The organism is Luteimonas soli (assembly GCF_042648865.1).
GTDB lineage: Bacteria > Pseudomonadota > Gammaproteobacteria > Xanthomonadales > Xanthomonadaceae > Luteimonas > Luteimonas soli.
This window is the reverse complement of sequence record NZ_JBHRYA010000003.1, coordinates 157,344-169,589: the sequence shown is the minus strand read 5'-3', so window position 1 is coordinate 169,589 and position 12,246 is coordinate 157,344. Positions and strand designations below refer to the sequence as shown.

Here is a 12,246-nt window from a genome sequence, read left to right as displayed (position 1 = left end):
ACCACACACGGACACACCGGATGTCGTCACCGCCCTGGCTTGGCCGCAGGCACGAAGCCCCGGTCCTGAACATGCGCGAGCGCTTCGCCGCACTGCGCAACCTGCCGCCGTTCCTGCGCGACATCTGGCGGACCAGCCCGTCGCTCGCCCTGTCCAGCCTCGTGCTGCGGCTGGCGCGCGCGCTGCTGCCGATCGCCACCCTGTACGTGGGCAAGCTGATCGTCGACGAGGTGGTGCGCCTGGTCGGGCTGGGCGCCGGCACGCTGGATTTCGCCGCCATGTGGAACGCCGGCTCGCTCGACCACCTGCTGGCGCTGCTGGCGGCGGAGTTCGCGCTGGCGGTGGCCTCGGACGTCCTCGGCCGCATCGTCGGCCTGGTCGATTCGCTGCTCTCGGAGCTGTATTCCAACGCCACCAGCGTGCGCCTGATGGAGCACGCGGCGACGCTGGACCTGGAGGATTTCGAGGACGCCGAGCTGCAGGACAAGCTCGACCGCGCCCGTCGCCAGGTCTCCGGGCGCAGCTCGCTGATGTCGCAGTTGCTCGGGCAGGCGCAGGACATCGTCACCATCATCAGCTTCGCCGTCGGCCTGCTGGTCTACGCACCGTGGCTGATCGCGCTGCTGCTGGTCGCGCTGGTGCCGGCGTTCGTGGGCGAGATGCACTTCAATGCCCGCAGCTACGCGGTCAACTACCGCGCCACGCCGGAGCGACGGGAACTCGACTACGTGCGCCAGACCGGCGCCAGCGCCGCATCGGCCAAGGAGATCAAGAGCTTCGGCCTCAACGGCTTCCTGGTCGAGCGCTACCGCACGCTGGCCTGGTCGATCTACCTGGCCAACCGGCGCATCGCGCTGGGGCGCGCGGGCTGGGGCGGGCTGTTCACCACCATCGGCACGCTGGGCTACTACGCCGCCTATGCCTACATCGCCTGGCGCACGGTGCACGGCGAATTCAGCATCGGCGACCTGACCTTCCTTTCGGCCTCGTTCCGCCGCCTGCGCAACCTGCTCGAAGGGCTGCTGACGAGCTTCTCCACCGTCGCCGGCCAGGCGCTGTACCTGGACGACCTGTTCTCGTTCTTCGACATCAAGCCGGAGATCCTTTCGCCGTCGAACCCGCGCCCGTTCCCGTACCCGATCCGCGAAGGCTTCGTGTTCGAAGGCGTCGGCTTCCGCTACCCAGGCGCCGAGCGCTGGGCGGTGCGCAACCTCGACTTCACCCTGCACGCCGGCGAAGTCCTGGCGCTGGTCGGCGAGAACGGCGCCGGCAAGACGACGCTGGTCAAGCTGCTCTCGCGCCTGTACGACCCGGACGAAGGCCGCATCCTGCTCGACGGCCACCCGCTGGCCGAGTACGACCTGGACGAGCTGCGCGCCAACACCGGCGTGATCTTCCAGGACTTCGTGCGCTACTTCATGAGCGCCTCGGACAACATCGCGGTGGGTCGCATCGAAGCCCGCGAAGACCACGCGCGCATTGCCGACTCCGCGCGCCGCGCGATGGCCGACGAAGTCATCGAGCGCCTGCCCGCCGGCTACGACCAGATGCTCGGCAAGCTGTTCAAGGAAGGCGTGGACCTGTCCGGCGGCGAATGGCAGAAGATCGCCATCGCCCGCGCCTACATGCGCGACGCGCAGCTGCTGATCCTCGACGAACCCACTGCCGCGCTCGACGCGCGCAGCGAGTTCGAGGTGTTCCAGCGCTTCAAGGAACTGTCCGAAGGCAAGTCCGCCGTGTTGATCTCGCATCGCTTCTCCAGCGTGCGCATGGCCGACCGCATCCTGGTGCTCGACCAGGGCACGATCGAGGCCAGCGGCACCCACGAGGAGCTGATGGCGCAGGGTGGCCGCTACGCGGAGCTGTTCGAGCTGCAGGCGGCGGGCTATCGCTGAACTGGAAAGCCCGTGAAATCGTGGGAGCGGCTCCAGCCGCGAGCTTTTCGGCAACCAACCAATGAGCAATCAGGCCAATCGCTACCTTGCGAAAGACTCGCGGCCTCCGTCGCTCGTACAGCCTCGCAGGCGATCAGCGCATGTCGGCCTGTCCGAACAACACCCCCTGCCCCGCATCCGGCGCCGGGTACTGCAGCACGTCGCCCACCATCCGTGCGTCCGCGTTCAACTCGTGCACCACGGATTTCCCCGGCGCCATCAGGTGGCAGACCTGCCAGCCGCGGGCGGTGAAGTCGTCGGCGATCAGGCGCCTGTGGCAGCGCCACCAGACCGCTTCGGCGCACATCACCGCCACGCGCCGTTCGCCGGCCATGCGCATCAGCCGTCCGCGCGCCAGCACGAATTCCGGTTCGGCCATGTAGTCCGCGTAGCCGCGGAACGCGGCGACCCGCCATGCGCCGTTGGGCGAATCCGGCTGCGGCTTGCGCCGGCCGCCGAACTCCGGCATCGGCACGTACTCGATACCTGCCTCGGCGAGTGCCGGCGCCATCACCAGCGGCGAGAACTGGGGGTTGCGCCGCGAGCCTGCGAAGCGGCGTACGTCCGCCAGCACTTCGATGCCGGTTTCGCCGAGCATGCCGGCGAACACCTCCCATTCGCGCGTGGAGTGTCCGATGGTCCAGAGAGTGCCGGCGGAACATGTCATTGCTGCATCTTGCGGCAATCACCGTGCAGGCAGCGTCCCGCAGGCCGGGGCTACGCTCCCGACAGCTCTTGATTGATTCCGGCATCCTCTTGACCACCGCGTCGGGGGCGTAGCCCCGACCTACGGCAGCGCGTACGCGATCACGTAATCGCCTCCGGGCGTCTCCATGAAGTGGTGGCCACCGGCCATGATGACCAGGTACTCGCGCCCGCCGGCCTCGTAGACCATCGGGTTGGCCTGCCCGCCCGCCGGAAGCACGTCCTGCCAGACGGTCTCACCGGTGTCGATGTCGATGGCGCGGATCAGGTTGTCGGTGGCGGCAGCGATGAAGACCAGCCCACCGGCCGTCACCACCGAGCCGCCGTTGTTGGGCGTACCGATCTCGATCGGCAAGTGCGAGGGAATCCCGAACGGCCCGTTCGCGCGCGCGCTGCCGAACGGCCTGTCCCACAGCATGCGGCCGGTCGCCAGCTCGATCGCGCGGATGCCGCCGTACGGCGGCTGCTTGCACAGCAGCCCGGTCGGCATGCGCCAGCCCGCGTTGACGTTGATGGCATAGGGCGTGCCCATCTGCGGGTCGCCGGCGCCCTCGGCCCCACCCTGGTCGCCGCGCACCTCGTCGCGTGGCGCCCAGCCCAGCTCGTCGGCCTTCTCGCGGGGCACGAGGATGTTGTAGTTGGGCATGTCGTTGTAGTTGGCGATGATGATGCCGCGATTCGGATCCACCGCGATCCCGCCCCAGTCCGAACCGCCGTTGTAGCCGGGGTACTGGATCGAATGCCGGTCCGCCGTCGGCGGCGTATAGAAACCTTCGTAGCTCGCCTTGCGGAACTGGATGCGGCAGGCCATCTGGTCGATCGGCGAGATGCCCCACATGTCGCGCTCCGTCAGGTCGTCCTTGCGCCGCAGCGTGTGGTACAGCGAGTGCGGCTGCGTCGGCGAGCGACGCTCCGGTTCCACGCCCCCCTGTGGCGCCGGCCGCTCCTCGACGCCGGTGAGCGGCTCGCCGGTGCGGCGGTCGAGCACGTACAGGTCGCCCTGCTTGCTCGGCAGGACCAGCGCCGGCACGGTGCGGCCGTCGACGGGGAAGTCCACCAGCGTCGCGGTCGAGCCCAGGTCGTAGTCCCACACATCCTTGTGCACGGTCTGGAAGTGCCAGGCCGGCTTGCCGGTGGTGACGTCGATCGCCACCAGCGACGTCGCGAACTCGTCCTCCATCGGACGCCGCAGCCCGCTCCAGTAGTCGGCCGAAGAGTTGCCCATCGGCAGGTAGACCAGGCCGAGTTCCTCGTCGCCAGAAGCCGTCGTCCACATGTTGGGCGTGCCGCGGGTGTAGGTCTCGCCCGCCGGCGGCAGGCCGCTGCGGTCGGGGCGCATCATGTCCCAGGCCCAGCGCAGCTCGCCGGTGACCGCATCGAAGCCCTGGATCACCCCCGAGGGCGCCCAGCGGCGCTGCCCGTCGAGCACCTGGTGGCCGGTCACCACCACGCCGCGCACGATCGTGGGCGCCGAAGTGATCGAAACCATCCCGGGGGACGTCTCGCCCATGCCGACGGTGATGTCGACCTGGCCGTTGTCGCCGAAGTCGGCGCAGGGTTTGCCCGTACGCGCGTCCACCGCCACCAGCCGTGCATCGAGCGTGCCCTCGATGATCCGCGTTGCGCACGGCGCGTTGTCCGCGAGCGGCGCAAAGGTCGCCGCAGCCGGATCTCCGCCCGGGTCTCCAGCATCGCCGGTCGTGTCCATGCTCGCTACGTCGATGGCGCTGCCGTCGTTGCCGCCCTCGGCAGCGTCGGTATCGGCCGGCGCCGCAGCCATATCGCCGGGCGCTGCGGAACGCTCCGGGATCGCCATCGGCGCCGCCGCGATGCGCGCGTCGTAATAGCTCACGCCGCGGCAGGCGGCGGTATAGGGAATCGCTTCATCCGGCACCTTGGGGTCGAAACGCCAGCGCTGCTCGCCGGTGACCGCATCCAGCGCGATCAGAATGTTGCGCGCCGAGCACAGGTACAGCGTGTCGCCGATCTTCAGCGGCGTGGTTTCCGCGCCCCAGCGCCGCTCCGGCAGGTCGCCAGTGCGGTAGGTCCAGGCGCGTTCGAGCCCGTCGACGTTGTCGCGATTGATTGCCGTGAGCGGCGAGTAGCGCTGCGCGGCGTTGCCACGTCCGTACGCGGGCCAGTCGGTGGCAGCCGGCGCGTCAGCCGGCTGCGCCGGCGTGGCCATCGCTGGCGACACCACGGACGGCACGTCGCGCGCCTCCGCCGCACCGCGATCCGCCTGCACCACGCCATGCGGGACGAATGCCAGCGCGAACGCCCCCACGAACAGCACCACCATCAACGCCGCCAGTCCGCGCGCCAGTCCGCGTGAGCGCCAGCCCGCCAGCCGGGGCGCCAGCAGCGCCACGAAGAATGCCAACACCACGACCAGGCCCAGGCGCGGGATCCAGCGCCAGTACGAGAGCCCCGATTCCCAGATCGTCCACGCCAGCGTGCCCACGAACACCGCCGCGAACCACCATGCCCCCGACGCGCGCCCACGCATCAGCTGTACCCCGGACACGACCAGGCCGATACCGGCCAGCACGTAGTACCAGCTGCCGCCAAGGCTGGCCAGATAGGCGCCGCCCACCGCCAGCACCAGGCCGACCAGTGTGATGACCAGCCCGAGCACCAGGAGCGGCCAGTCGCGCCCGTGTCGATGGTTGTCGCTGTGGATGCTGGACATGGCTCCCCTCCGGCGTTGCGGTGACGGGCCGGATGCTACGCCGCGCGCCGGCGGAAGCGTGGACGTGGCCTTCACGGTGTTGCTCGCGCGTCGTGGGTCCGGGGGGAAGAGCTCTCGGCTGAAGCCGCTCCCACGAGGTCACGGGATGGCCTCAGTCGAAAGCTTTCGCCACTCGCAGGCCAATCACCCAGCCGCGCCCGGGCGCGGGTTCGTAGTAACGGCCGTTGCCGTCGTTGACCCGGACGGATCCGACGTACTCCCGGTCGAACAGGTTGGCGAGCCGCGCGTACCCGCGCCACTGCAGCCCGAAGGCCTCGAAGCGGCGCTCGGCGGCCAGGTCGAAGACTGCGTAACCCGAAGCGCTTTCGTCGGTACCGTCATCCACGTACACGCGGTCGACCAGGCGCCCGTCGAGGATGATGTCGGTGTCCGCGTCCACGCCCCAGCGCAATTCGGCCCAGGCCGCGTGACGCGACAGGCCCGGGATTCGATGCCCGTCCTCGATCAGCAGGTCCCCGCCGCCGCAGGGCGCCTGCGCGCAGACGACAAAGTCGCTGGCATAGCGCGCATCCAGGAACGTATAGGCCGCCGCGTAGTGCCAGCGCGGCGAGATCGCGCCCGAGATCGAGAATTCCGCACCGCGCCGGCGCGTCGTGCCCGCATTGTCGTACACGCTGCGCCCGCCCTCGTTGGCCACCACTACCACCTCGTCGCGCGTGCGGCTGTCGAACAGCGCCGCCGAGTACGCCAGCATCGCGGTGCGTGCGCGCACGCCGATTTCCATGTTGCGGCTGCGCGCCGCGCCCAGGTCGTTGAGGCCACCGGCGCCGTCGGGGCGATAGGCCAGTTCGGAGAACGTGGGCGTCTCGAAGCCGCCGCCGGCGTTGGCATAGACGCTCACCTGCGGCGTGGCGCGGAACAGCACGCCGGCCACCGGCGAACTGCGCGAATACCGCAGGCGGCCGCTGTCGTCGGGATTGTCGGCGGTGACGTACCTGTCTTCCGAAGTGAAACGCACCTCGCTGTGGCGCACGCCGAGATTTATGCGCCAGCGATCGGCCGGCTGCCAGTCCGCCTGCACGTAGGCATCGCGCGCGCTGACGCGGTTGTCCTCATCCCGGCGTAGCGCACCGTACACGCCGAGCCGTTCGCCGATGAAGTTCTCGTAGCCGCGGCGACGCTCGTCGGACACGCCGTATTCCACGCCCGCCACCAGGGAGAACGGGCGACCACCCAGCTGCGTCGTCCAGCGCCAGCGCAGGTCGGCGCCGCCGTACTCGCGGTCCAGGTCGATCGCGCCGCCGCCCTGGCGGGGATCGGCCTGGACGAACACGGGGATCGACAGCATCTGCGTGGTCTCGCGCGTCCCGCCGTAGGCCACCAGCTCAAGCGCGTGGTGCGCGGACAGTGGGTGCTCCAGGCACACGCCGGCCTGGTCCTGGTGCACCGTCTTGCGGGTGTCGAAGTTCAGCGCGCCGGCGCTGGCCGCGCGCCGGTCGACGCGCAGCTCCGCCGCGGTCAGTCCCTGCGGGTCGTCGGCGCGCAGGTCGTGCGCGTTGAGCAGCACGCTGTAGCGGCCGCCGTCGCCGAACCCGCCCTTGAGCACCGCCTGCCCGGTGACCTGCCGCGATGCGCTGTGGTCGCGGAAACCATCCTCGTCCACGCGCACTCCGTCGACCAGCGCTCCACCGTCACCGCTGGCCCAGGGCGCGTGCCAGGACAGAGCTGCACGCCGAAGCCCGTCGCTGCCGGCGTCCACCCCCGCCGACAGCTGCGGATGCGGCGGCGGATCCGCGCTGAATACCGAAATCACCCCGCCCGACGAGTTGCCGTACAGCGCCGAAAACGGCCCGCGCAGGACCTCCACACGTCCGGCCGATTCGAGCATGAAGTGCGACACCTGGCCCTGGCCGTCGGGCATGGTCGCCGGGATGCCGTCGCTGTACAGGCGCACGCCGCGGATGCCGAAGCTCGAGCGCGCGCCGAAGCCGCGAATGGAGACCTGCAGGCCCTGCGCCTGGTTCTGGCGGTCTCGCGCAAACACGCCCGGCACGCGCTGCAGCGATTCGGACAGGCTCAGTTGCGGCCGTGCACGACGCAGCTCCTCCGTGCTTACCACGTCCACCGCTGCCGGCACCAGCAGCGCATCGTCTGCCTGCCGGGTGGCGGTGACGACCACGCGGTCGAGTTCGGTTGCCGGTGCGGACGCTGGGGTGCCCGCTGGCGTGTCCACATCCGGATCGACGGGATCGGCTGCCATCGCGGCGCCGCCGATCGATGCCAAACCAAGGCCGATCCATACCGGCCAGCGGCGCGGACCGGATGCGTACCGGATGCTCATGCGGACCCCATCGAATGCATGGCGGCAGTATGGCCGAGTGCCATGCGCCTTACGCGAAAGCATCCGGCCGGGAACGGGCGCGCCCTTCGATGCGCGGCGTCACGCGCCGTTGTATTCCACTTCGCCGTAAAGATCGTGCTCGTCGCTGCCCATGATGCGCACGTCGACGAATTCGCCCGGCCGCAGGCCGGCATCGCGGCCGTCCTGGACCTGCACCAGGCCATCGATTTCCGGCGCGTCGGCCATCGAGCGTGCGATCGCCAGTTCACCGTCGATCGCGTCGACGATGCAGCGCTGCACGCTGCCGACCTTGGCCTCCAGCTTCGCCGTGGAGATTTCCGCCTGGCGCTCCATGAAGCGCGCCAGGCGTTCCTGCTTCACGTCCTCGTCGACCGGATCGGGCAGGTCGTTGGCCTTCGCGCCTTCGACTGGCGAGTAGGCGAATGCACCAACGCGGTCGAGCTGGGCTTCGTCGAGGAAATCCAGCAGCTCCTCGAACTCTGCGTCGGTTTCGCCGGGGAAGCCGACAATGAAGGTGGAGCGGATGGTGATGTCCGGGCAGGTCGCGCGCCAGCGCTGGATGCGTTCGAGCGTCTTGTCCACTGCGCCGGGTCGCTTCATCAGCTTCAGCACGCGCGGGCTGGCGTGCTGGAACGGGATGTCGAGGTACGGCAGCAGCGCCGGTACGCCCTCGGCGTTGCGCCGTGCCATCAGCGGGATGATGTCGTCGACGTGCGGGTACGGATACACGTAATGCAGGCGCGTCCACACGCCGAGCTCGGACAGGCCTTCGCACAGCGCCTTCATCCGGGTCTGGTAGGCCTTGCCGCGCCACTCGCGCTCGGCGTAGCGCAGGTCGACGCCGTAGGCCGAAGTGTCCTGCGAGATCACCAGCAGTTCGCGCACGCCGCCGCGCACCAGGCGCTCGGCTTCGCGCAGCACGTCATCGACCGGGCGCGAGGCCAGGTCGCCGCGCATCGACGGGATGATGCAGAAGCTGCAGCGGTGGTTGCAGCCTTCGGAGATCTTCAGGTAGGCGTAGTGGTGCGGCGTGAGCTTGACGCCGATATCGTCCTCGGCCGCGCGGCGCGGAACGAGGTCGATGAACGGGTCGTGCTTCGGCGGCAACGCGGTATGCACCGCGCCCATCACGCTAGCGTAGTCCTGTGGGCCGCTGATCGACAGCACGCCGGGGTGGGCTTCGCGGATGACCTCCTCGCGCTTGCCCAGGCAGCCGGTGACGATGACCTTGCCGTTCTCGGCCATCGCCTCGCCGATCGCGTCCAGCGATTCGGCCACCGCCGAGTCGATGAAGCCGCAGGTGTTGACCACCACCACGTCGGCATCATCGTAGGTCTGGACGATGTCGTAGCCCTCGACCCTGAGCTGGGTGAGGATGCGTTCGGAGTCGACCAGGGCCTTGGGGCAGCCGAGGCTGACGAAGCCGACGCGTGGATTGCTGGCGGGGGATGCGGGCGTGGACATGCGGTGCTGCGGGGCGTGAAGGCCGGCGATTATAGCGGTGGGGCTAGAATCGCTCCCGGAGTGGGTGGTTTCGCGCTGCAATGGCCCGGCGGTGCGGTGCGGTGCGGTGCGCTGCGGTGCGCTGCGCTGAACCTGAATCATCGGCACACGTGCCCTGAACACGCACATCCTGAAGCGGAGCCCGTCATGAAACGCAAGCAAGCCGGCCACGATCGCTACGAACTGCACCCGCAGCTGGCAGCCGACACCCACCCGGTCGCGTCGTTCGCGCTCAGCGACCTGCGGCTGATGGACGACAGCAACTACCCGTGGCTGGTCCTGGTGCCGCGCATGGCCGGCGCAAGCGAACTGGTCGACCTCGACCCGATGCAGCGCCGCGAGCTCGGCGACGAGATCGACCAGGCCTCGCGCCTGCTGCGCGACGCATTCGTGCCGTTCAAGCTCAACGTCGCCGCGCTCGGCAACCTGGTGCCCCAGCTGCACGTGCACGTGATCGCGCGCTTCGAAAGCGACCCCGCCTGGCCGGCGCCGGTCTGGGGGCGGGTCGCCGCGCGTCCGTACTCGCCCGAGGCGCTGGTCGAGCGCGTCAACACGCTCAACGAGTTCCTGCGCGCGTGAAGATTAACCACTTCGTGAAATGGCGCGCCAATCCGCAGGATGGGTAGAACGCAGCGACTTTCAACAGCGAAGCTGGTCAACCCATCATCCCGCGGACCAGGACTCCGCCGCGCGGAGAGCGATGGGTTTCGCCTTCGGCCCTACCCATCCTACGTGCTGGAACCGCTCCTACACGAGACGGCGGGACACGGTGGCAGGCATGAAAAAAAGCCCCGGGCGCGAACCCCGGGGCTTTCCTCATTCAACCGTCGCAGGTCAGTCCGCGTGCACGACCTTGGTGCCGGCAATCAGATCATGGCCGCAGCGGCGATCGCTGCGGAAGATCAGCAGAACCTCGACGACCTGGATCAGTGCGCCGATGAACGGGATGACCCCGACTGCCTGGACGGGCAGGTAGCGCATCCCGAGCAGGCGGCCCAGCGGCGGCTTGCCACCGTCCAGGTCGACGATCTTGATCTTGAGCAGCTTCTTGCCCCAGGTCTGGCCGCTCGCATTAAGCGGGAAACCCTGCACGATGGCGAACACCACGAAGCCGATTACCGCCCACATCAGCGTGGTACCGAAAGGCAACTGCCCGCCGGCCTGACCTGCTTCCATAGCCGCCTGCCAATAGCCGCCCATGTACGTGATCGGCCCAAGGACCACCAGCAGGATAATGGCGTCAATGATCGCCGCCCCAAGGCGCGCACCGCGCCCGGCGAGTTCGTCGCCCGAAGAAAACTCGGCGACCGCCGCATCCGGCCCGCGGTAAGGATTCTGCTCGTCCATCCGTATATCCCCTCTGCGTGATTGAAGTTCAAAGCCTTGTTCAGGTACGCGGCAGCGTCACCCCCGTCTGTCCCTGGTACTTGCCGCCGCGGTCCTTGTAGGAAGTTTCGCACACCTCGTCGGACTGGAAGAACAGCATCTGCGCCACGCCTTCGCCGGCGTAGATCTTGGCCGGCAGCGGCGTGGTGTTGCTGAACTCCAGGGTCACGTGGCCCTCCCATTCGGGCTCAAGCGGGGTCACGTTGACGATGATCCCGCAGCGGGCGTAGGTGCTCTTGCCCAGGCACACCACCAGCACGTCGCGCGGGATGCGGAAGAACTCGACCGTGCGCGCCAGCGCGAAGGAGTTCGGCGGGATGATGCACACGTCCGATTCCATGTCGACGAAGCTGCCCGGGTCGAAGGCCTTGGGATCGACGATCGTGGAGTTGATGTTGGTGAAGATCTTGAACTCGCGCGAGCAGCGCACGTCGTAACCGTAGCTGGAGGTGCCGTAGCTGACGATGCGGTGGCCGTCGGCGGCGTGCTTGACCTGGCCAGGCTCGAACGGCTCGATCATGCCGTGTTGTTCAGCCATGCGGCGGATCCAGCGGTCGCTCTTGATGCTCATGTGGGGTTTCCCGGGAGGGCCAACGAAAGCGGGGCATTGTAGGGCCACCGCCGTAGGTCGGGGCTACGCCCCCGACGGAATTTCAGGCCTCGAACCACTACGCCAGCCACTCGTGGCCCGGTGCACATGCGGAAAGCGCGTCGGGGGCGTAGCCCCGACCCCGGATCAAGTCCGGGGCAGGCTCTACAGCAACGATGCGGAAATCGGCGCGGCCGCGCGCGGACGCTTGTCCAGTTCGGCCACGATGTTGCGCGCCAGCTGCCGATAGGCCTCGGCCGCGGTCGAGTCGGGTGCGGCCGCGACGATCGGCGTACCGGCGTCGCCCTGCTCGCGGATCGCGATCTCCAGCGGCAGCGAGCCCAGCAGCGGCACGCCGTAGGTCGCCGCCATCCGCTCGCCCCCGCCCTGGCCGAAGATGTGCTCGGCATGGCCGCAGTTCGTGCACACGTGCACAGCCATGTTCTCGACCAGGCCCAGCACCGGCACCTGCACCTTCTCGAACATCTTCAGCGCCTTCTTCGCGTCCAGCGTGGCCACGTCCTGCGGCGTGGTCACCACCACCGCGCCGGCCACCGGGATCTTCTGCGCCAGGGTCAGCTGAATGTCGCCGGTGCCCGGCGGCAGGTCGATGACCAGGTAATCGAGCACTTCCTCGCCGCCCCAGCGGGTCTCGCCCAGCAACTGGGTCAGCGCCGAGGTCGCCATCGGCCCACGCCAGATCATCGGCGTGTCCTGCTCGACCAGCAGCCCGATCGACATCGCCTCGATGCCGTGCGCCCGCATCGGCTCGATCGACTTGCCGTCCGGGCTGTCCGGCCGCCCGGACAGCCCGAGCATCGTCGGGATGCTCGGCCCGTACACATCGGCATCGAGCACACCGACCCGCGCGCCTTCCGCGGCCAGGGCAAGGGCCAGGTTGACCGCCGTCGTCGACTTGCCGACGCCCCCTTTGCCCGAGCCGATGGCGATGATGTTGCGCACCCGCGGCAGCGGGCTGAGATTGGGTTGCACGGCGTGGGCGGGGATGCGCGGCATTGCGGATGTCCTTGGAGTTCGGAGTGGCCCGGAAAACCCGGTAAATTCTGAAGGTTGCGAG

At 68.8% G+C, this 12,246-nt stretch carries 9 protein-coding genes; 2 read left to right on the top strand and 7 right to left on the bottom strand.

Features of this window, described 5'->3' with window-relative positions:
• The first annotated feature begins 20 nt into the window (after positions 1-20).
• Positions 21-1,895: an ABC transporter ATP-binding protein gene (locus tag ACFONC_RS04100; protein WP_386742456.1), complete on the top strand. Its 1,875-nt coding sequence runs from the start codon at positions 21-23 to the stop codon at positions 1,893-1,895.
• 133 nt (positions 1,896-2,028) lie between these two features.
• Here the strand turns inward: ACFONC_RS04100 and ACFONC_RS04095 are convergent, their stop codons facing one another.
• The 4 genes from ACFONC_RS04095 to rimO form a co-directional block, all read right to left on the bottom strand.
• A complete protein-coding gene (locus ACFONC_RS04095) occupies positions 2,029-2,601 on the bottom strand; it encodes a DUF488 domain-containing protein (RefSeq protein ID WP_386742455.1) in 573 nt (190 codons plus the stop codon).
• Positions 2,602-2,721: 120 nt separating this feature from the next.
• Entirely contained in the window at positions 2,722-5,328 is a 2,607-nt protein-coding gene (locus ACFONC_RS04090) for a membrane-bound PQQ-dependent dehydrogenase, glucose/quinate/shikimate family (protein WP_386742454.1), read from the bottom strand.
• Positions 5,329-5,479: 151 nt separating this feature from the next.
• Complete coding sequence (locus ACFONC_RS04085) at positions 5,480-7,669, bottom strand: TonB-dependent receptor family protein (RefSeq protein ID WP_386742453.1); 2,190 nt, start codon at positions 7,667-7,669, stop codon at positions 5,480-5,482.
• Between the two features lie 99 nt (positions 7,670-7,768).
• A complete protein-coding gene (rimO, locus tag ACFONC_RS04080) occupies positions 7,769-9,154 on the bottom strand; it encodes a 30S ribosomal protein S12 methylthiotransferase RimO (RefSeq protein ID WP_386742452.1) in 1,386 nt (461 codons plus the stop codon).
• 186 nt (positions 9,155-9,340) lie between these two features.
• On the opposite strand from rimO, the gene ACFONC_RS04075 reads away from it, so the two are divergent.
• Positions 9,341-9,772 (top strand): HIT domain-containing protein, encoded by a 432-nt coding sequence (locus ACFONC_RS04075; RefSeq protein WP_386742451.1) that lies wholly within the window; start codon positions 9,341-9,343, stop codon positions 9,770-9,772.
• A 255-nt stretch (positions 9,773-10,027) separates the two neighbouring features.
• Here ACFONC_RS04075 and ACFONC_RS04070 read toward each other — a convergent pair whose 3' ends face one another.
• The 3 genes from ACFONC_RS04070 to apbC all read right to left on the bottom strand — a co-directional run bounded on the left by ACFONC_RS04070 (position 10,028) and on the right by apbC (position 12,185).
• Positions 10,028-10,540, bottom strand: a complete 513-nt coding sequence (locus ACFONC_RS04070) for an RDD family protein (protein ID WP_386742450.1) — start codon at positions 10,538-10,540, stop codon at positions 10,028-10,030.
• A 40-nt stretch (positions 10,541-10,580) separates the two neighbouring features.
• Positions 10,581-11,150 carry a dCTP deaminase gene (dcd, locus tag ACFONC_RS04065; RefSeq protein WP_386742449.1) on the bottom strand — a complete coding sequence of 190 codons (570 nt, stop codon included), beginning with the start codon at positions 11,148-11,150 and terminating at the stop codon, positions 10,581-10,583.
• Between the two features lie 183 nt (positions 11,151-11,333).
• Positions 11,334-12,185, bottom strand: a complete 852-nt coding sequence (gene apbC, locus ACFONC_RS04060) for an iron-sulfur cluster carrier protein ApbC (RefSeq protein ID WP_386742448.1) — start codon at positions 12,183-12,185, stop codon at positions 11,334-11,336.
• Positions 12,186-12,246: the final 61 nt, after the last annotated feature.